Source organism: Carboxylicivirga sediminis (genome assembly GCF_018156225.1).
GTDB classification, from domain to species: domain Bacteria; phylum Bacteroidota; class Bacteroidia; order Bacteroidales; family Marinilabiliaceae; genus Carboxylicivirga; species Carboxylicivirga sediminis.
In genome coordinates, this window is sequence record NZ_JAGTAR010000023.1 from 40745 (window position 1) to 61358 (window position 20614).

Annotated in this window: 22 protein-coding genes; 10 read left to right on the plus strand and 12 right to left on the minus strand. The window is 40.6% G+C overall.

Annotated elements, in window-relative coordinates; all coding sequences use genetic code 11:
- The first annotated feature begins 51 nt into the window (after positions 1 to 51).
- The 4 genes from KDU71_RS14720 to KDU71_RS14735 all read left to right on the plus strand — a co-directional run bounded on the left by KDU71_RS14720 (position 52) and on the right by KDU71_RS14735 (position 3658).
- Entirely contained in the window at positions 52 to 600 is a 549-nt protein-coding gene (locus tag KDU71_RS14720; RefSeq protein WP_212191854.1) for an RNA polymerase sigma factor, read from the plus strand.
- A complete protein-coding gene (locus KDU71_RS14725; RefSeq protein ID WP_212191855.1) occupies positions 590 to 1123 on the plus strand; it encodes a hypothetical protein in 534 nt (177 codons plus the stop codon). The genes KDU71_RS14720 and KDU71_RS14725 overlap by 11 nt, the downstream gene beginning before the upstream one ends.
- Complete coding sequence (locus KDU71_RS14730) at positions 1092 to 2435, plus strand: hypothetical protein (RefSeq protein ID WP_212191856.1); 1344 nt, start codon at positions 1092 to 1094, stop codon at positions 2433 to 2435. Before KDU71_RS14725 ends, KDU71_RS14730 begins: the two co-directional genes overlap by 32 nt.
- Before the next feature lie 269 nt (positions 2436 to 2704).
- A complete protein-coding gene (locus KDU71_RS14735) occupies positions 2705 to 3658 on the plus strand; it encodes a sensor histidine kinase (RefSeq protein WP_212191857.1) in 954 nt (317 codons plus the stop codon).
- Positions 3659 to 3662: 4 nt separating this feature from the next.
- On the opposite strand, the gene KDU71_RS14740 is transcribed toward KDU71_RS14735, so the two are convergent.
- The 3 genes from KDU71_RS14740 to KDU71_RS14750 all read right to left on the minus strand — a co-directional run bounded on the left by KDU71_RS14740 (position 3663) and on the right by KDU71_RS14750 (position 5538).
- Positions 3663 to 4712 (minus strand): hypothetical protein, encoded by a 1050-nt coding sequence (locus tag KDU71_RS14740; protein WP_212191858.1) that lies wholly within the window; start codon positions 4710 to 4712, stop codon positions 3663 to 3665.
- Positions 4712 to 5197 (minus strand): RNA polymerase sigma factor, encoded by a 486-nt coding sequence (locus KDU71_RS14745; protein WP_212191859.1) that lies wholly within the window; start codon positions 5195 to 5197, stop codon positions 4712 to 4714. Before KDU71_RS14745 ends, KDU71_RS14740 begins: the two co-directional genes overlap by 1 nt.
- Before the next feature lie 68 nt (positions 5198 to 5265).
- The gene (locus KDU71_RS14750) at positions 5266 to 5538 is read right to left on the minus strand and encodes an acylphosphatase (protein WP_212191860.1); all 273 of its coding nucleotides are present in this window, start codon (positions 5536 to 5538) and stop codon (positions 5266 to 5268) included.
- A 166-nt stretch (positions 5539 to 5704) separates the two neighbouring features.
- Between KDU71_RS14750 and KDU71_RS14755 the strand changes: the two genes are divergently transcribed.
- Together KDU71_RS14755 and KDU71_RS14760 are read left to right on the plus strand one after the other, a co-directional pair.
- Positions 5705 to 7291 carry an aspartate:alanine exchanger family transporter gene (locus KDU71_RS14755; protein ID WP_212191861.1) on the plus strand — a complete coding sequence of 529 codons (1587 nt, stop codon included), beginning with the start codon at positions 5705 to 5707 and terminating at the stop codon, positions 7289 to 7291.
- Positions 7292 to 7369: 78 nt separating this feature from the next.
- Entirely contained in the window at positions 7370 to 8080 is a 711-nt protein-coding gene (locus KDU71_RS14760; RefSeq protein WP_212191862.1) for a hypothetical protein, read from the plus strand.
- 78 nt (positions 8081 to 8158) lie between these two features.
- Here the strand turns inward: KDU71_RS14760 and KDU71_RS14765 are convergent, their stop codons facing one another.
- The 9 genes from KDU71_RS14765 to KDU71_RS14805 form a co-directional block, all read right to left on the minus strand.
- Positions 8159 to 8863 (minus strand): phosphoadenylyl-sulfate reductase, encoded by a 705-nt coding sequence (locus KDU71_RS14765; protein ID WP_212191863.1) that lies wholly within the window; start codon positions 8861 to 8863, stop codon positions 8159 to 8161.
- A 161-nt stretch (positions 8864 to 9024) separates the two neighbouring features.
- On the minus strand, positions 9025 to 10047 hold the full coding sequence (locus KDU71_RS14770) for an ATP-dependent 6-phosphofructokinase (protein WP_212191864.1): 1023 nt from the start codon (positions 10045 to 10047) through the stop codon (positions 9025 to 9027).
- A gap of 123 nt (positions 10048 to 10170) precedes the next feature.
- On the minus strand, positions 10171 to 10989 hold the full coding sequence (locus KDU71_RS14775; RefSeq protein WP_212191865.1) for a universal stress protein: 819 nt from the start codon (positions 10987 to 10989) through the stop codon (positions 10171 to 10173).
- A gap of 102 nt (positions 10990 to 11091) precedes the next feature.
- Positions 11092 to 12141, minus strand: coding sequence for a tRNA preQ1(34) S-adenosylmethionine ribosyltransferase-isomerase QueA (gene queA, locus KDU71_RS14780; RefSeq protein ID WP_212191866.1), 1050 nt, complete (start codon positions 12139 to 12141; stop codon positions 11092 to 11094).
- 155 nt (positions 12142 to 12296) lie between these two features.
- On the minus strand, positions 12297 to 13010 hold the full coding sequence (gene truB / locus KDU71_RS14785) for a tRNA pseudouridine(55) synthase TruB (RefSeq protein ID WP_212191867.1): 714 nt from the start codon (positions 13008 to 13010) through the stop codon (positions 12297 to 12299).
- A 21-nt stretch (positions 13011 to 13031) separates the two neighbouring features.
- The gene (locus KDU71_RS14790; RefSeq protein WP_212191868.1) at positions 13032 to 13826 is read right to left on the minus strand and encodes an undecaprenyl-diphosphate phosphatase; all 795 of its coding nucleotides are present in this window, start codon (positions 13824 to 13826) and stop codon (positions 13032 to 13034) included.
- A gap of 16 nt (positions 13827 to 13842) precedes the next feature.
- Positions 13843 to 14094: a DUF3098 domain-containing protein gene (locus KDU71_RS14795; protein WP_212191869.1), complete on the minus strand. Its 252-nt coding sequence runs from the start codon at positions 14092 to 14094 to the stop codon at positions 13843 to 13845.
- Positions 14095 to 14135: 41 nt separating this feature from the next.
- Positions 14136 to 15014, minus strand: a complete 879-nt coding sequence (locus tag KDU71_RS14800; protein ID WP_212191870.1) for a cell division protein FtsX — start codon at positions 15012 to 15014, stop codon at positions 14136 to 14138.
- 106 nt (positions 15015 to 15120) lie between these two features.
- Positions 15121 to 16029 carry a glycosyltransferase gene (locus KDU71_RS14805; RefSeq protein WP_212191871.1) on the minus strand — a complete coding sequence of 303 codons (909 nt, stop codon included), beginning with the start codon at positions 16027 to 16029 and terminating at the stop codon, positions 15121 to 15123.
- A 114-nt stretch (positions 16030 to 16143) separates the two neighbouring features.
- Here KDU71_RS14805 and KDU71_RS14810 point away from each other — a divergent pair, with 114 nt between their 5' ends.
- From KDU71_RS14810 to KDU71_RS14825, 4 genes are read left to right on the plus strand one after another with little or no spacing between them, the layout of a single operon-like run.
- The gene (locus tag KDU71_RS14810; RefSeq protein WP_212191872.1) at positions 16144 to 17622 is read left to right on the plus strand and encodes a polysaccharide biosynthesis C-terminal domain-containing protein; all 1479 of its coding nucleotides are present in this window, start codon (positions 16144 to 16146) and stop codon (positions 17620 to 17622) included.
- Between the two features lie 33 nt (positions 17623 to 17655).
- Positions 17656 to 18423: a class I SAM-dependent methyltransferase gene (locus tag KDU71_RS14815; RefSeq protein WP_212191873.1), complete on the plus strand. Its 768-nt coding sequence runs from the start codon at positions 17656 to 17658 to the stop codon at positions 18421 to 18423.
- Positions 18420 to 19007 (plus strand): methyltransferase domain-containing protein, encoded by a 588-nt coding sequence (locus tag KDU71_RS14820; protein WP_212191874.1) that lies wholly within the window; start codon positions 18420 to 18422, stop codon positions 19005 to 19007. The genes KDU71_RS14815 and KDU71_RS14820 overlap by 4 nt, the downstream gene beginning before the upstream one ends.
- Entirely contained in the window at positions 19007 to 20254 is a 1248-nt protein-coding gene (locus KDU71_RS14825) for a glycosyltransferase family protein (RefSeq protein WP_212191875.1), read from the plus strand. The genes KDU71_RS14820 and KDU71_RS14825 overlap by 1 nt, the downstream gene beginning before the upstream one ends.
- Positions 20255 to 20614: the final 360 nt, after the last annotated feature.

Consider the following 20614-nt stretch of genomic DNA (forward strand, 5'->3'; position numbering starts at 1 on the left):
CTTTTAACCTTTTGCTTATTCGTGCATCCTTAAGTTAGAAAGTACCAAATCTTGAGTAAAGCAATTAATCTGACAGAACAACTGGTAGCCAGATGTGTGCGTGGCGATGAGCGTGCCAGCCTGGCTTTGTACAAGCAGTATGTGAAAGCTATGTACAATGTGGCATATCGCATTGTTGGCAATCAGTTTGATGCCGAAGATTTGATTCAGGATGCTTTCGTCAAGGCCTTTGATAAAATTGGGACTTTAAAGGAGCCAAAAGCGTTTGGTTCCTGGTTAAAACAGATGGTTATTAATCAGTCTATTTCCTTAATCCGAAAGCAAAAGCTTTTAAAAATTAAACTCCATCTAAACGATGAGTTACCAGAACCCGAGCTTGATGAAGTGCCGCCGGATTTGCCGATTGAACAGGTGATGAAAGCTGTCATGGAGTTGCCAGAGGGCGCACGTGTGGTTTTTACATTACGAGTGATTGAAGGCTTCAAGTTTAGCGAAATTGCGCAAATGACAGGCCTGACCGAAAACAACTGCAAAGTGCAGTTTCATCGCTCGAGAAAGCTATTAAACAATCAATTGAAAAGTAAAATTTATGCCGAATAGTTGGGAACAATATTTTGAGGAAAACAGGGCTCAGCTGGACATTCATCAACCTGATGAGGAACGCATGTGGCAAGCCATTGCCGAACGTCAGAAGTCAGGAGGTGTAGTAAAAAACTGGGGATTTAGAATAGCTATTGCCATTGCTGTTGTGTTGGCAGTAGGTGTATTTGTTCGTCATGAACTAATGATGCAGCAGCAACTGGATACATTGGCAGCCATCAATAAAGAGCTGGCCGCAAAAGAGCATGATTACATCATGCGGGTGAATCAAAAATGGGATGAATTCAGATCGTTACCATCTGTTGAAACTGATTATGATGCTATGTTGCAGGAAGAGATAAAGATACTGGACGATATATATAGTAAATGTTTAGATGATATTAAAGCGCATGGTTACAATGAGCGCGCTGTGTTAATCATGCTTGATACCTATGAAAAGCGTTTACGCGTGTTAGAACGCCTGATTAATGAGAAACGAAAACAAAATAAAGATGAAAAAAAGTCAAATCATATCCGGATATAAGAAGAGCGTATACTTAATACTGATCATGCTTTTGTTTGCTACTATGGGGTCAGTGGCAGAACCCTTAAGCAATGTATTCACTAAAACCATTCAGCTTGGCGGGCATCCAACTATTAGCTATCGTTTATACGATGTGTCGGCGGAAGTAATAGTGACAGATAAACAGGAGCTGAAGATTGAAATGGAGTACATGGTTGATGGCAAGCCAGAAGAGGTAGAAAGGTTAAAAGATATGTTTGAAAAGACTGTCATCCAAAGTGACCATCAGGAAGTTGCAGAGGTAGATTTATCTTTTCAAAACAACTTTGAGCTAGAAATAATGGGAATGAAATGGAGTAAGCTCATTTTTAAGTCGGATACAAAGCAAACCATCAAGTTAAAAGAATTTAAGGTGAAAAGGTGTAGGATATGGGTGCCTAAACAAAGTGACGTTGATTTACAATCAAAGTATTCAACTATTGATTTCTATGAAGATGTCTATGGGTACTGTAATATAGATATATATGATTCAAAAGTGAACTTAAATAGTGTATCAAAATCATTGATGGGAGAAGCCAAATATTCAAGCCTGTCATTGGGCGATGTAGCAAAGGCTGATGTGAACTTATACGAATGTAAATTTAAGGCAGGCGAAGTGAGAGATGCCACTATCAAAGCCAAATACTCAAGCATTAATACGAATAATTTGCAAACATTAAACCTCGATATGTATGAGGGAACTGCTGGTTTTGGCAATGTGCGGCGTGGGCAGATAAGCAATAAATATGCTCATATTACCATTATGGAAGGCAATGAGCTTGATTTATCGGTTTATGAGGGAAGCCTAACCTTTGACAGGATTTCACGCCTTAAACTTAATGCCAAGTATATGGAGTTAAAAGGCGACTTTATCGATGAGCTCTATTTAAATGAAGCATACGAGAATGAGATTAAGCTCAGCAAAGTGAACGCCGTTGAATCTAAAGATGGTAAATACAATGAGTTTACTATTGGTGATTTATGTGATCGATTCATTCACTCGGGGTACGAAGATGAAATTGAAATTAGTGCCTTGGAAACTGGCTTTAAAACATTGAGTTTTCAGGGTAAATACCTTGAGATTACACTAAGCATGGTCAGCCCTCCGGCATATATCTTTAAGGGGAATGTGCAATACCCTTCTTTCAGCATTAATGAATCGGACTATACAATTCGAAAGAAGATTGGCGACAGCAGCAAGTTGGAGTTTAACTATGAATTTAAAAGCCCACATGAGTCTTCTCCAGAGATTACCATTGAAGGTTATGAAATAGATTTTAGTATACTTAATTGATATATAGAATTAAGTAATGATAGTAAAGTTCCATTATATCAATGATATATATATGTTGTTATTTATACTGATTATTTAGTGTGAACGTATGGAAGATTAATCAAAATATGATGTTCGCAAAGCTATAATGTTGCTAAGCTTAGTGATATTACCCATAGTGTAAAATAATATTTAAGTAAATTTGAACATGGTTCGTCAAAAATACCCTGCAATTATTTGGACATATTTATGAATATGTCATATACTTACGGTTAGAATCCGGCATAACCATGAGTAAACTAATTAAGATTACACTGAATTACAAACGAATTCCATTTGAATACAGATTATCAGTAATTTACCTGATAGTTGGCTGCCTTTGGATATTGTTTTCCGATCAACTGGCAGGTCAACTGTCAAATGATGAAGAGACCCTTAGAGTTATTCAACTTTATAAAGGGTGGTTTTACGTGTTGATAACTGCTATTGCACTGTTGCTGTTTGTTAAAGAGCACCTTAAGCGCCTTAGGTATGCCGAAAACCTGGCCAAAGAAAATGAGCAGCTTAAAACGGCCTTTATTGAAAATATGTCGCATGAGCTGCGAACACCAATGAATGCGATTGTTGGTTTTACCGAAATTGCTCGAACTGAAGGTGTTTCTATGCCTGAGATGAGGCAGTACCTTGACATTATTCTGAACAGTTCAAAACAGCTGTTATCTATTGTTAACGATGTAATGGATACGTCTTTGCTTGAATCAGGCAATGTTGTGCTGAAAAACGAGCAGTTTACTCTTCAGAACCTGATAGAAAATGTTTATTCCTATTTTTCTCCTGTGATGAAGGATAACGTTAGCCTATTAACTCATACTGAGGGAGAGAGTTTTATGGTATGTACCGATCGGGAAAAGATGACGCGTATTTTTCATAACCTGGTCAATAATGCCATAAAATTTACACATCGTGGACGAATAGAAATTGGTTACAGGATTAGTTCTAAAGACGTGGTGTTCTTCGTAAAAGATACGGGTGTTGGCATTGATCCGGCTTTTCACCAATCCATATTCGATCGCTTTAAACAGGCTGAAATAGAGCTCTCGAAGCGTACCGGAGGCACAGGTCTTGGCCTATCGATATGTAAAGAGATGATGAAGTTATTGGGTGGTCAAATCTGGTTGGAGTCAGAAGTAGGAGCGGGGTCGAAGTTTTATTTCTCACTGCCTATCAATACGCTTCGGGCCTAAAATACTACTTTACACGTCGGTTTACCTCCAGGTTGTCGCCTTTCAGTTTGTATCCAACTACTTTTCCGTCAGCATTGTAATACTTATTCATTTTAACCGATTCTTTCGATAAGAAGTTCATTACTTTAACCCCTCCTTCAACCAGGGCTAGTGATAACGAGGGAGTTGCTTCTTCTTGCTCAATTTGTTGATAAATCGAAGCCAGTTCGGCGCGCAACAGGTTGTTATTCATATACTGCGGCATCATCACATTCAGTCCGTGTTCATAGGCATTTATGGGTGCACTTTCAAATCTTTTTATTTGGTTGATGCTTGCCAGGTATTGTGCACTTTCAGGAGTTATTGTCACTTTTTGGGTACTGTCGGCCTTGGTTTGGGCCTTATTCATTGGGTTTTTAGATAGCTCAAGCAAACTGTCTTTTGATGGTTGAGTTTGATTAACAACAGGCTTTTCCAGAATTTTGTTAAGCGCAATGGCTGGCGCTTCTATCTTTTGGGTGTTGTTTTTGTCGTTACTGGCGGTTGTTGGTTCAACTATAACGGGTCTGTTCAGGTTTATCCATACCGAAAGTATAACAGCTATGCTTGCCACAGCGGCAATACCTCTGCGGGCAACAGTTTGTTTAAGTACAGGTAGCAAAATAAACCGGCGGAGTTTATTTTTATCGTCGAAAGTGATTTGGCTATCAGATTGCAAACGCAGCTGCTGATATGAGGCGCTCTCCTTTTCTCTGGCCAATTCATCGGGCTCAGCTAATAGTAATTCAGCCTCTTCTGAAACCGTGAGCCCTTCCTCGGCCTTTTTGATGAATAAATAATCTTTAGCCGGTAAATCATAGTTCTGAGCCTCGTGTTTCAGTAGTTCATCTTTGAAATGACAGGCCACACCCACTTGTTCTGGTTCAAGGCTGATGTTTATATCTGTTTCTAAATCTCCTTTTAGTTCCGGATGTTCATCCAAAAATAACAGCAGCAGCTGCTTATCTTGGTCGGAAATACTTCCTTCAAGATAATCGAGCAAATATGCTTCGTAATTATTTTTATCAATTCTCATCAGACTAAAACTTCGATGTTACCAATGTATTCCTTCAAAAACTTCCTGGCTCTGAAAATATAAACCTTAACCTGTGCTTCCGAAAGCTTAGTTATTTCACTAATCTCTTTGTAAGAATAACCTTCATAATCGCGCATCATTACAACCATTCGTTGCGTTTCGGGCAGGCGCTCAACTGCCTGATGCAATACTTCATTAAGATCGGTATAACCATCGGTGTGCGAATGGTTCTTAAAGTCAACATCATCCCACTGGGCCTGCTTCTTTTCGCGTCGGGTCAGGTCAATCAGTGTATGATAGGCGGCCGAAAATAAATAGCTTTTCACTTTCAGAAAGTTAACCTCGTCGTGCTTTTTCCACAATTTCTCATACGTATCCTGTATAATGTCTTTCGCTTTGTCTTCATCTTTAATATTCTTTAAGATGAAGCGATAGACACTATCTGAATACTGATTGACGGCTTGGTTAAATTCTTCTACTGTCATGTTTTTTCTGAATGACGTTGGTAGGACGCATGGCTGTCGCCCGATGTTACAGCAAAAATGTTATTTTTTTAGCGTTGCCTGATTTTAAATTGTTTATAGCCATAAAACGGAATATTACTAACCATAAAAGTGTCTACCCGTGACAGTGCTGGTCCTTTTTTGCACTCCGTTATAAAATGGTAAATATTCTCCGATTCGCCTTCTGCATCAATCTCTACCTTTCCATCGGGCAGGTTTTGTACATAGCCATTAATGTTGTGTGATTTGGCCCCATTGGCTACAAAGTAGCGAAAGCCTACTCCTTGCACCCTTCCATCTACAATAATTCTGACTCTTTTCATAGTGCGCTTATCAATTGCCATTACAAAGATTAAAATTAGGAAAGTATTGTTGAGATGGAAAGTGTATCTTTGCACAATAATTAAAAAATCCACTTTCAGCTCATTCTCCAGCTTCGACAACATTAATTACATGTGAGTCGTTACTAACGTTATATTCTTAAGAGAAATGGAACTATTACAGACCAGCTATTTTGCCCTTTTTGTTATTATTTGCCTGGGTTTTATTATTGGAAACATCAAAGTTAAAGGCGTATCACTCGATATCTCGGCCATCATTTTTGTGGCCTTGGTGTTTGGCCACTTTGGCGTGGTTATGCCAGGTATATTAGAAAAGATTGGCCTAATTCTGTTTATTTATACCATTGGGGTACAGGCGGGACCTGGTTTTTTTGATTCTTTCCAAAAGAATGGGCGAAATCTGGCTTTATTGGCTACTGTGGTGATTTTATCCGCCAGTTTTATGGCATTCTTGCTTTATCAGTTGTTTGGACTCGACATGCCTATTATCACTGGCTTATTAACTGGTGCTCTCACTTCTACACCTGGTTTAGCGGCTGCCATTGAAGTGACTAACTCGCCACTGGTTTCCATTGGTTATGGGGTTGCTTATCCGTTTGGTGTGATTGGCGTGATATTATTTGCCAAGTTTTACCCTAAGCTGATTAAGGCCGACATCCGCAAGGCTGAAAAGGATTATGAGAAAAATGCAGAAGCTGGTTTTCCGGAGATTACACATGTTAACCTGGTAGTGGAGAATGAAAATATTTTTGGTAAAACCATCGGTAATCTTCGTGTCAGAACCATGACACAGGCGGTGATTTCGCGTGTGATGCACGATGGATTGGCTACCACTCCCAACAACATGACGGTATTAAGTAAAGGTGATTTGGTACGAGCTGTAGGTACCAAAGATGCCTTAGATAAAATAACACTTCTCATTGGTTCAAAAACGGATGAGAAGATACCGCTGGATGCCGGTTATGAGGTGCAATCTATATTGGTCACCAATACCGAGGCTGTTAATAAGGCTTTAAGTGTGTTTAACCTCTGGACGAATTATCAGGCTACAGTCACTCGTATTAGGCGAAGCGGAATTGATATCACACCAACACCTTCCATCAAACTGCAAATGGGTGACAAAGTAATGGTGGCCTGCAGTCGTGAAAACATGAAGCAGGTGATCCGTATATTTGGGAATAACGACAAAAAATTGTCGGATACAGACTTCTTTCCTGTGGCTGCCGGTATTGTCTTAGGGATATTGTTTGGTAAGATGTCATTGTCTTTTGGAGGCTCCTTCTCGTTCAGTTTAGGATTAACCGGAGGTGTATTGGCAGTGGCTATGATATTAGCCCGATTAGGGCGCACAGGACCCGTTATCTGGAGTATGTCAGGTGCTGCCAATCAATTGCTTCGCCAATTGGGATTAATGCTGTTTTTGGCATCTGTGGGTACCAAAGCCGGTGCTACACTGGTGAGCACCTATGAAAGTTATGGTGCTCAGTTATTTGTGGTAGGTGGTATATTAACGCTTTTTCCCATGGTGATGGCTGTTGTGGCGGCCTACTTTATGAAATCACTTAATATTCTTACCCTTTTAGGAACGATAACCGGCTCAATGACCAGTACACCTGGGTTGGCTGCTGTCGATAGTATGACAGATAGCAATGCTGCCGCCATTGCTTATGCAACCGTTTATCCGGTGGCAATGGTGCTACTTGTAATTTGCGTGCAGATTCTAGGGTTATTTTAACCGTCATAGTTTCGGAATTAACCAAACCATTAGTTATTTGTTATATTCACAAGCAAATAACTACTTAAACATAAAGCTATGAGAATAATTAACCTGAAAGTAATGATGTTGCTGGCTGCAGTGGTGTTGTTGTCTGTTGGTGCATTTGCTCAAAATCCTACCAGTTCAAGGGGTACGGTACAGCAAACTTATAAAGTTGAGGAACCGATAAAGCGCTCTACAGCGGCAGGACCACGATTTGAATTAACTCCTATTTCCGGTTATTCATTAAACGGCCATGTTAATTTATACAGGGCAAAATTTAAAATGGATAATGCTGCGCATTATGGCGGTATTTTATCGGTTGAAGTAATGCCTGGATTGATGGGTGAATTTTCCTATACGCGCTCTAAAACAACTGCCAGGTATGATGATTTTGTTGCTGGTGACCGTACCAATTACGATATGGCCATTGACTATTTTCAGCTGGGAGCCCTTAAGGCTTTAAAGCAAGGGCCGGTTGTGCCTTTTGGTATGGCCTCACTTGGTGTTACCTGGTTTAATATGCAAACGCATGGTGTGTCTGATCATGTATCATTTTCAGCTGCTCTAGGGGGAGGTGTGAAGTTTTTCTTCAGTGATAGAGTTGGTATACGCCTGCAGGGACGCTTATTATTGCCGATGTACTTTTCCGGCGGTGGATTGTTTCTGGGTATAGGTTCAGGCGGACCAAGTACCGGTGTTGGTATCAGTACGGGCGTATTGACTGTTCAAGGGGATTTCTCAGGCGGTCTTATTGTGCGTTTCTAGCCACTTTATCAGGCATTAAAATATAACCGCCCGATACATCTAGTGTACTGGGCGGGTTTTTTTATATTGTAACAGTTGTTATCGTTTGTGTAGTCCACATTCCTTTGTGTTTGGGTTTTCCCACCACCAACGGCCGGCTCTAACATCTTCGCCTTCCATAATGGCACGTGTACAAGGCTGACAACCAATGCTTGGATAATCTTTATCGTGCAGGGTGTTGTACGGTATGCCTTTTTCGTTGATGTAGTCCCAAACCTGCTCTTCGCTCCAGTCTGCAAGTGGGTTAATCTTTAAAAGATTATTATTGGCGTCCCACTCAACCTTAGAAATATCTGTACGAGTAACTGATTGTTCAGCTCTTAAGCCACAAATCCAAACGTCCAAACCTTTAAAGGCACGCTGAAGTGGTTCAATCTTTCTTACAAAACAGCACTCTTTACGGTTTTCAACGCTTTCAAAAAACAGGTTGATGCCTTTGGCGTTGACCATCTTCTGAACCTTCTTCTTCTTGGGGAAGTAAATTTCCAGGTTCTTTTTGTATTTGCGCGATGTACGGTCAATCAAATCATATGTTTCGGGAAACAAACGGCCCGTATCCAGCGTGAAAATTTTGGTTGCCGGATTAATATTAACCACCATCTCGGTGAGCACCTGGTCTTCAGCGCCCAGGCTTGAGGCTAAACCTATCTTTTCGCCATAACGTTCGATAAAATAAGTCAATATCTCTTGAGGTGCTGAATTGGCTAGTTGCTCATTCAGTTGTTTGATTTCTTCTGCTTGCATAATCCAATGTTTTGTGCAAAGATAGTAATATCGTTTTTAGGCAATAATTATAGCGCTAAATTAAACAGTTACGGGCTTCTCTGTGATAAGAATGCCCATAAAAAAGAGGTGAACTGAATGGTAATATCAGTCACCTCCAAAGTGTATTTTCTCTTGTTTACTTAACCAAAGCAAACCCCCATGCTTTTGCCTTGATCAATCAGGTAGTGATCGGGATTCACCAGTCGCAGTTTGCCACCCACTTCTTCCAGCGGCACGGATGTGATGACATCGTTCTTTAAAGAAACCATGGTGCCATACTGACCATGATGAATAAGCTCGGCGGCATGCGCACCATAGCGAGTGGCCAAAATACGGTCTTGAGGACTGGGTGTACCTCCGCGTTGAATGTAACCTAAAATAGTTTCACGGGTTTCCAGGCCGGTCATTTTCTGTATTTTTTTACCAATATAGCTGGCAGCCGATTTCTTTTTAGGCTTGTCAATGCCTTCAGCAACGGCTACAATGGAATAGGGTTTTCCAACGTTACTTCGCTCCATAAGGCAATTGCACACATTATCCAGGTCAAACTCAAGTTCCGGTAAAAGAATCACATCACCACCCGCTGCTATGCCCGAATGGAGAGCAATCCATCCCGCATTATGTCCCATAAGCTCTATCACCATTACACGTTTGTGTGAGTTGGCAGTGGTGTGCAGGCGGTCGATGGCTTCTGTAGCGATATTAACTGCCGAGTCAAAGCCAAATGTTACATCTGTACCGTACACATCGTTGTCGATAGTTTTGGGTATACCAACGATATTAAGCCCCTCCTGGGCAAGTAAATTAGCCGTTTTTTGGGTGCCATTGCCTCCGATGCATACCAAAGCATCAAGTCCAAGTTTATCGTAGTTTTCTTTAATGATTTGAGGTTTGTTTTCTGATTCTCCTTCCTCAACCTTGAAAGGTTTAAAGCGCGATGTGCCCAAGATGGTTCCGCCAACGGTAATTATTCCCGATAGGGCTTTTTCTTCCATTGGAGTTGCTTCCATGTTCATGAGGCCACTAAACCCATTGGCAATTCCGACTACTTCCATGCCATATTTAACAATGGCGGTTTTGCCAACACCTCTAATGGCAGCATTAATACCAGGGCAGTCGCCACCAGCAGTTAATATGCCAATCCTTTTTTTACCTGTTCCCATAGTTTAAATGATGTTTTCTGCCGTCTTTAAAGACCAGCCAGTTAGTATCCAAATATTTGCTTGCAAGCTCTTAAAATACAGTTTTTATATAGAATATCCATTTATTAATGGCGGGTGTCTGCATTATTCGTGAAATACCAATAATGGAACATCGGTGTGAAACAGTATTTTACGTGTGATGCTGGGGTGTAATAATTTTGATATCATATTTCTTTTGTGCCTCGTCATGGCTATTAAATCGATGGCATTTGAATTGATAAACTCATCCAGTTCTTTGATAAAATCTTCACCAGTAATAAAGCTAAAGTTGATTTGGTAATTCCGATAGGTTTGGTAGCAGTACAGGCGCATCTCTTCAAGCCGTTTCTTATCCCATTTATCGGGAGCTGATGCTTTAAAGTGTACAGCGAATATTTGTGTTTGAAATGGCGTAATTAATCGGATAAGCTTATGTAACGAACGGTAATCGCTGTCGCCAAAGTCACTTACAAACAGAATGTTACTCAAGCGGCTGGTGTCAACCGTTGAGGTAGAAGGAACAGCCAAAACAGGCACTTTGGCATTTTTAATGACATCGCTGGTAACACTGCCCAGTAGTTCTTTAATGGTATCGCCCTTGCTGCATGTGCCCATTATTATCGCATCGGGTTCTTCCTTAGTGCTGATGTTTATAAGTACATCTTCAGGGTATCCGGCCTCCAGCCTTGTTGTAATTGTAATGTTGTTTTTTTGTTCCTCATTAAATTGCGATGACACTTTTGCTCCTAATTCCTGAAGGGCCTGTTCACTTATTTTTGTTGGTGTTTCAGACGAATCATTTAGCGGCGGTTGGCAGCTGACCAATGTGATGACCGAAGGAATTTTTTGCCCCAGATTAATAGCGTAGTCAACGGCGTTGAGTGAATAGTCTGAGAAATTGACCGGAACAAAAATGCGTACCATTGTAACGAGTTTTTAAATGTGCATATCACAAGTTACGAATGAAAGGCTATAAAAACAAAAAGCCGGTATTGCAACCGGCTTTATTAGTAATATATGAGTAAATTAGATGATCAACATGGCATCGCCATAGGTGCCGAAGCGGTACTTCTCTTTTACCGCAATGTTGTAGGCATCCATTACAAAATCATAACCACCAAATGCTGCCACCATCATCATTAAAGTAGAAAGAGGCAGGTGAAGATTGGTAATCATGGCATTGGCCACCTGAAATTCGTATGGCGGGAAGATAAACTTATTGGTCCATCCTTCAAATGGTTTCACATGACCATAAGTGGAAACCGAACTTTCCAGTGTGCGCATAACCGTTGTTCCAACGGCGCAAACACGCTTTTTGCGGTCTTTACCCTGGTTGATTATTTCTGTAGCTTTCTCGGTAATGAAAATTTGCTCTGAGTCCATTTTGTGCTTGGTCAGATCTTCAACATCCACCTGGCGGAAGTTGCCTAAACCAACGTGTAATGTAATTTCAGAGAAGTCGATGCCTTTGATTTCAAGGCGCTTCATTAGCTCGCGGCTAAAGTGCATACCTGCTGTTGGGGCAGCTACAGCTCCTTCGTGCTTGGCATAGATGGTTTGATAGCGCTCCTTGTCCTCAGGTACTACTTCGCGATTAATAATCTTTGGCAGTGGCGTTTCGCCCATGCCATAGAGTGTTTCTTTAAATTCTTCGTATGAACCGTCGTATAAGAAACGCAGGGTACGACCACGCGAAGTGGTGTTATCAATTACTTCGGCTACCAGATTATCATCATCACCAAAATACAGTTTGTTACCAATTCGAATTTTACGGGCCGGATCGACCAGTACATCCCACAAACGTTGCTCACGGTTAAGTTCGCGTAACAGGAATACCTCGATTTCAGCGCCGGTTTTTTCTTTGTTACCATATAATCTGGCCGGAAACACTTTGGTGTTATTGAAAACCATAACGTCTTGATTGTCGAAATAGTCAATAACATCTTTAAAGATACGATGCTCCACCTCTTTGGTTTGGGTGTTAAGCACCATTAAACGTGATTCGTCACGATTTTCTGCAGGATGCAGTGCAATTAGCTCTTCCGGTAGTTTATACTTAAACTTTGATAACTTCATATATGTACGTTTTACTAATTTACTGTATGCTAATAAATAAACACAAAGAAAATCACCCTACGCTATCGTAAGATGATGATTAATTATTGTTTGTTCTTTGTAATGCAATAGTAGAAAATTAATGCCAATCAGGCCTACCTTATACGAGGCAATTTTTATTTTGTTGCAAAAGTAGCAAGATTTTTTTCAAAATCCTCAATTGTGATAGAATCAACAAGTTGATAAGGGCCAATGCGTGTTCGGATGAGGCCGGTCAGGTGAGCGCCTGAATTTAAATCAAAACCAACATCTCTGGCTAAGGAGCGGATGTAGGTGCCCTTGCTGCACGAAACGTCTAGTTTTAAATCCGGATTATTCCAACTCAGCACTTTAAGTTCACTGATGGTAATTTTTCTGGCTTTCAGCTCTATTTCTTTGCCTTTTCTGGCTAGCTCATAGGCTTTTTGTCCGTTTACTTTCAAAGCCGAGAACATGGGTGGGATTTGCTCAATCTCGCCAGTGAATTTGGTTATGGTTTCATGCACCATCTCATCCGTAATATGCTCGTGAGGATAATGCTTGTCGGGCTCCATCTCCAAATCGAAAGAAGGGGTTGTTGCTCCGAGGCGCACGTCGGCAGTATATTGCTTATCCATGCCCAGAAACTGGTCAATTTGTTTGGTGGCTTTGCCGGTACAAACAATCACTAATCCTGTTGCCAGAGGATCAAGCGTGCCGGCATGACCTACTTTTATTTTCTTGATGCCCAGGTAACGCTTTAATGAGAGTCTGATTTTATTAACAATGTCAAATGATGTCCATTCTAAAGGTTTATTGATTAATAAAACCTGTCCTTCACGAAATCGCTCTTCACTATATTCGATATGCATTGTAATCAGCTAAAAATATTATTAAAAGAATAATTGGTGCACAATGGCAATTAGGCCAACTATGGCACAGTAGATAGAGAAGTAACTAAGTTTGCTGTTTCTCACCAATTTAATCATCCATGTACAAGCTAACAGGCCAGTTATAAATGCCGCTATAAAACCAACTACAACAGGCATGACTGACACATCAGACGTGGTAAAGTCACTAGAAAGCAAATCTTTGGCCATTTTGCCCAAAATTAATGGCACCACCATCAAGAATGAAAAGCGGGTAGCCCTGGTACGGTCAATACCCAGAATAACCGAAGTGGAGATGGTTGCTCCTGAGCGTGATATACCTGGCAGAATAGCAATGGCTTGAGCAATACCGATAATGATAGCGTGCATATAAGAAACGCCCTTTTCAGTTGTTTTGGCTTTATCGGCCAAAAATAAAAGAGCAGAGGTAACCAATAACATCATACCCACTAAAAGGATCTGGCTTTCAAAAAGGGCTTCAATCTGATCGTTAAAAGCAACTCCAACAAAAGCTGCCGGAATCATTGATACAATAATCTTGAGTGAAAAAATCGTTTGTTCATTCCACTTGAACTGGAACAATCCCTTTAAAATCTCTGTAATCTCTTTTCGAAAAACAACAATGGTACTGATAGCAGTGGCGCCATGCAGCATAACTGTCATAAACATACTTTCTTTGGCTACGGCATTGTCGCCAAATATGGCCTTGGCTATTTCGAGGTGGCCGCTGCTGCTTACCGGCAAAAACTCAGTAAGTCCTTGGATGATTCCAAGAACTAACGCTTCAAAAATTCCCATAAATCAATCAGTAATATTAGTTGTCGGTTTTAGGTTTTTTCATGATGGCATAGATCTCAAACAAAAAACCAAATAGTACAACAATTGGTGCCAGTGTGATGCGTCTGAAACTGAAGATTTCTTCATTAAAAACGGTCGGATCTTCACTTCTGCCTCCAATCATTAATACAAAACCTAAAATGATAATGCCAAATCCAATGGCCAGTAGTATATAATTTTCTTTTGCCAAGGCAAATTGAAATTTTTTATCCTGTTCTTTTTGTGACATGCTAAAGTGTTTAATATAAAATGTCTTTGACCGGTTAATTGCTAAAAATACAAATCATCGGTCCGTAAATTCAAATACTTGTTAACGGCAAAAAATGTTGAAATAAGCGTTATGAAGATGCCAAGTGCAATAACTATTCCAAATAGGACAAGGATTAGATCCATGTTATTGAATCCAATAACACCGGCCAATTCCTGACTGCTAAAATAGATGAGTATGGCTAGTAGAGAAATGGCCAGTACGGCACCAACAAACCCATGCAATACACTGCCCCAGAGGATAGGCCGCCTGATAAAACTCTTAGTAGCCCCAACCAGCTGCATCGTCCTTATAATAAAACGTTTGGAATAAACCGATAGCCGGATGGTGTTGTTGATAAGAGCAACGGCTATTAACAACAGCATCAGTGCAAAACCTGAAAGAATCAGTGCAATGCGTCGCACATTCTGATGTACCAGGTGGATAAGGTTTTTCTGGTAGATGACTTCCTTCACTTGCGGAAACTCCATAATTACCTCTTCCACTTTCACCAGGCTGTCGGGGTTGGCATATTCGGCAAAAAGCTTAACGTCAATAGAGGATAGAAGAGGGTTGTAACCTAAAAACTCCACAAAATCTTCACCCAGCTCGTTTTTTAACTCATCAGCTGCACGATCTTTATCAATGTATTGCGTCTGTTTGATAAAGGGGGAGGTGCTAAGTAATTTCTCCAGACGTTTGACTTCAGCCTCACGCGCATTGTCTTTTATGAGTACGGTAAAGCCAATGTTTTCTTTCACGTAGGTAGACAGGCGCTGGGCGTTGAGCAGCAACAAACCGATGATGCCCAGCAGAAATAGCACCAAGGCTATACTAATGGTTGTAGTGATATACGAACTTCGCAGCTTACGTCCGTTTGTTATGTGATTTGTATTTGCCATTTGCTTGAATTAGTGCAAAAATATAAAATGCCTTTGGATGAGTGAGAAAAGATGGCAATTAATCTTTGAATTAACAAAAATTAATACGCCAGTCGCCTCAAAGAGCTTATAGTTTAAGCAGTGAGATATATGCCATCCGTTTATAAAAGTTAATCAGCTGGCGGATGAGCGAGTTGGCCCAGAATTTCCTCACACGTTTGGCGATTGCTTCATGCTCTTTAGGAAAATGCTCGATGTGAATGACTTTGTTATTGCTGGTATGCCCGTAACAGGATGATGAGGTAGAATGTGTTCCTGAGCCATCAGTGCCAATGTGTTGCAACATCGATTCTTTCGGATAAACGCATAAACTGTTCTGTAAAGAGGCCGCGTAGGAAAACCTGATAGACCAGGAGTCGATTTTGCCCACTTTCTGATGCAGAAGCATGGGTGTTAAATCTATGCCACCTTTGTTAAAATGTCTGCGTTGTGCTTTGGATTGGATAAATTCGTTAAAACCTTCCATCGACCAGTCTACACTTTCCCAGCGATCGCGCCAGGTGCCCCAGCCATAGGAACTGGTTCTGGGAAACAAATACAGATCATCTGCAAAATTTGCCGGGTATTTAATTGGCGGACTATAAGCACTGGTTGAGAATATTTGTTGATGGTCCTCGAAATAGTCCAGCATTTTGTTCTGGTTCTCCAAAAAACTATCCGCGCAAACCAGATCATCTTCCAAAACGATGACTTTACCATGCTTCTGAATAACCTCTGTTACGCCCGAGATGATGGAGCTGGCCAGCCCCATGTTAAATTTCCGCTGAGAGATAGTGACTGATTTAAAACCTTTCACCCCTTGTAACACCGAACGCACCTCATTTACCAGGTAGGCTTCTTCTTCGTTTCTTGGGCCATCGCTATATACGTATAAATTAGTCTCTGAAGCCAGGCGACAAGCTTTCAGGGCTTCAAGTGTTGCAGTGGTGTGTTTGGGACGGTTGAAACAAAAAAGAATGACGGGAGCAAGTTCCATTGCTATTATTGTTTGATGATAGATTTGATTGACCTGATTCCAAAAATATGCAAAATCAATTAACCATTAAGAGAAATTACGTTTCTTTGTTATGAAATCATAGTAAATCAGGCTTTGGGCATAGTCATTAAACAAACAATTAAAGGATCGTTTTACGCCTATTTGGGGGTAATTATTGGAGGCGTTAATGTAGCGATTTTGTTGCCGCTGTTATTTTCTGAAGCCCAGATAGGATTGGTTAATATCCTGGTTTCAGTATCTGCGATATTAGCACAAATCAGCTGCTTGGGCGGTAACGGTATCATTAGCTATTTCTTTCCGCGTTTTCACGATAAAGCCAGCCAGCAAAAGGATTTCTTTTCATTTGTGTGGATTTATTCCATGATTGGCTTTGCAGTGTTCTATACCTTATTTTTGTTGTTTGGCGATCATTTGTTAGCTGGTAAGTCTGCCGATGCTCAGACATTGAGGGAGTACAGTGTAATGCTGTTTCCGCTTACCTTTTTTACCCTCGCGTTTTTGCTGGTGGATACGTTTGCATCTTCAACGCTTAATGCTACCATCGGCTCATTCTACAAAGAATTGGTGATGCGTCTGGTCAATACGGCTTTGATTGTATTATTTTATTTTGAGCTGATTGATTTCCGACTTTTTATGTGGTTGTATGTTGCCAACTTTGCTATACCCGTTGTCGCCATAACCGTTCATCTTTTCAGAAAGCGTGAAATATCATTATGTTGGCCCTCGAAAACCAAGTATTTGCCGCATCTAAAAACGATGGCGAGTATTGGTATTTTCTTTATATTAAACGGCTTGAGTAATTCATTGGCCATCTACATCGATAAGCTGATGATTACATACTACCTGGGCTTAAAAGAAACAGGTATCTATTCCATTACCAACTTTATCGGTACAGTGGTGCGAATTCCGCGTTTGGCCATGGGCAAGATTTCGACACCTATTATTGCACAGGCCTTAAACGATGGCGATTATAAATCTCTTGAGAAGTTTTTCCGACTATCAGTGCTTTCGCAGGTTATTGTTGGGCTGCTGATATTTATTCCCATCTGGATTAATATCGATATTTTTCTGGCCTTGTTACCACCATCGTACCTCGAAGGAAAGATGGTTGTCTTTTACATCTCGCTCTCGTTTTTGGTAACGTGCTTTTTGGGCATAGGCATTCAGGTTATTCAGTTGTCAAAGCATTATAAGTTAATCACCTATTTTAATCTGATAGCAGGTGTCGCAGTGGTTGTACTTAATGCGTTGTTTATACCAATCTGGGGCATTACTGGAGCAGCTTCGGCAACACTTGCCTCAAAGGTGCTGTTGGTTATTTTATTCCTTTTTGTGCTTCATAAGCGTTTTCATTTCAGGGTGTTGTTTGCCGATAGTGCGTTAGTAGTACTTATTTCATCACTGGTTATTGCAGGAGCTTTGTATTTGCCAGTTGGCCAATTTGTAGAACAGAAGTTTGTCAATGGCGGCATTAATATTATCATCCGAACAGTAATAACACTGGCAGTGTGGGGCTTGGCGTTACAAGTTACCGGATTATTTAAAAGGGTTAAGTTCAAGGAAATTGTTTAATCCTTATATTGCAACCTTGTAAATCAAAAATTGATGAGTTTAAATTCCAATATACATTTTTCGAAAGACCAATTGTGGAACGACTACGATAGTACCGGTACTATTGCAGATAAGAAGATTCCATGGGTGCTTCGTAACATTCCACCAGATGTAAAAAGTATATTGGATGTTGGCTGTGGCAATGGCATCATCACCAATGTTCTGAATGAAAGTTACCAGGTGAAAGGTGTCGACTTGTCTGAGGCAGCGCTGAAGCAGGTGAATTGTTCAACAGTACAGAGTAGTTCAGACAATATTCCTTTGGAATCGGAGAGTGCCGATATGGTGTTTTCGAGCCAACTTTTGGAGCACTTGACCGATGAACAATTGGCTGGCACTGTTAAGGAATTTAAGCGTTTGGCTGCAAAATATTTACTCATCACGGTGCCGCACAAGGAGTTTTTAAAGATCTGCGAAGCTAAATGCCCTTCTTGTGGCCACGTATTCAATACTAACGGGCATTATCAAACTTTCGATATCCATAGATTGGAACAACTATTTGGTGATGAGTATAAACTGGTTCGTCACGATTTGGGGGGTAATCTCCATCGAGGTTATCATCCGGCGCTGATGCACATCCGCCAGAATTACGGCAACCGATACTTTAATCCACCCAATTATACCATGTGCCCTCATTGTAACAACGACAGCTTTCCGCTTATAAAAGGAAACCTGATTTCGAAGGTTTGCAATGGGCTCAATAGAGTGATTGCACCAAAATCGCCCTATTGGATTTTAACCTTATTCAGAAAGAAACTATGATGATTCACCGGATTGAGGACAGGTTCAGACTAACCGAACAATTCTTGCATAAAACACTGGGGAATGCCAGTTGTGAAATATTAGATATAGGCGCCAGAAACCGTATGTCGGAATACCTGCTTAGCAAAGGCTTTAAGGTGGAAAGCACCCATGAAGGAATTGATTTTGATATGCTGAATGACGAGCTCAAAACATATGAACAGAAGGAAGTAACCACAGCCTTTGAAGTGTTGGAGCATCTGTTTGATCCGATGAACTTCCTGAATAAAATACCAACCGATAAACTCATACTAACCGTGCCTCTGCAATTATGGTTTAGTAAGCCATACATGCATGTTCCGATTAAGGATGGCGGACATGTGGCTTATGGCCATTTTCATGAATTTGTGATAGAGCAACTGCATATGGTGCTGGATAAAACCGGGTGGAAGATTATTTACGATGAAAAATGGAAGTCGGCACCACGAGTCCCTCTTGGCATCAGGCCGATGCTACGCTATTTCTATCCAAGTGTTTATGCTGTCTATTGCGAAAAAACAGAGCCTTATCAAACCGGTAACTACAAAATAACAAAACCTGCATAGTGACTAATCAACAGAAGGAAATAATTGTTATCTCCCGCAACTTCCCGCCTTTGGGAGGTGTTGGTACCCGACGATGGAGTAAGTTTGCCAAATACCTGGCCAATAAGGGCTATTTGGTGCATGTTATTACCATCGATTATAAATACAAAGACACGGTTAACTGGAGCCACGATGTGGACCATCCAAATATTGTGGTGCATCGCCTGAAGAGTGCTTATCCTAACTGGTTATTGCGTCATCGTAAGCGTGGGTTTATAGCTAAAAAGTGGTTTGAACTGGTGAATCTTTATTACCGAAGCACCAGTAATTGGATGGATAATGCGCAAGGTTGGGAGAAAGAGTTGATTCCTTATGTGCGGAACCTTATCAGGAAAAATGGGATTAGAAATGTGGTGGTAACAGCCGCGCCATGTTCGGTGGCGTATATGACCAGTATTATTAAGGTCGAGAATCCGGAGATTAACTTCATTGTCGATTTCAGGGATAAATGGAACGATGAGCCGCAATATGCCTATGGTACAGCCATTAAATCGTTTAAGCGGAAGGAGAAATCGGTTAAGATGGAACTCCAAACCATGTTGATGGCGGATAAGATTATTGTAACAACCAATACCATCAGGCACAATTTTTCATCCATTTATAAAACCTGTGCATCAAAGTATATCACCATTCATAATGGCTATGATGCCGATGATTATAAAGTAGATTGGCAGCAGTCAGCACGAAATGATATGCAACTGAAGCTGGTTTATTTTGGATCGCTGTTGGGTGGGCAGCCAGAAGGATTGGATTTGATATATAAGGCTATTCGTGAGCTGAATGATCCGTTTTTTAGGGAATCGTTTAGGATTGATATTTATGGGGTGGCATCTGCCGGTTACCGCAATCCTGATCCGAGCACCTGTTTCTTTAAACCTTTGATTAAGAGCAGTGAAGTGGCAACGGTTCTCAGTCAGTATGATGGCGGTTTATCCATTCTGGAGATGAAGCGCTCCAATGTGTTTGCCACCAAGGTATTTGATTATATGGCCATGAAGATGCCAATTCTGCATGTTTCAAACAACGGGGAACTATACCAGCTTTTGGAAGAAAAGGGGCAGTATGTTTCAAATTACAATGTTGAGAATATGAAGCATACTCTACTTAGATTAAAGCAGGATTTTCTGGATAAGAAAACCCCGGAATCTGATTTTGAAGCTTTTAATATCGCATCGCATACCCAAAAACTTGAAAAACTATTTGTGTAGTTCTTATTGATTGCTGTTGATTATAAGGAAATAGCTTCTGTATATTATTTATTCTGCCAGGCGTAGTGTAATATTCATATGATTTCTATCCATCGCCGGATGGAGGATAAGTAACTGTTTGATAGTGGAATTAAGTTTCGTAGAATTATTGATATTAAGATTGTTGTGGCATAATATTTGCTTGAATTCAGCGTAATCTTAACCCTAATTTTTATGAGCAAATCTATCCCAAGCAAACTGACCAGCTTCGTTAAATCGTCTGATTTTCCATATGTTGTATTACTATACCAACTGGTATTGTTGATTATAATAACATTGCTGATTATTTTTTAAATGTTCCTTAACCAATACAAACTTCAC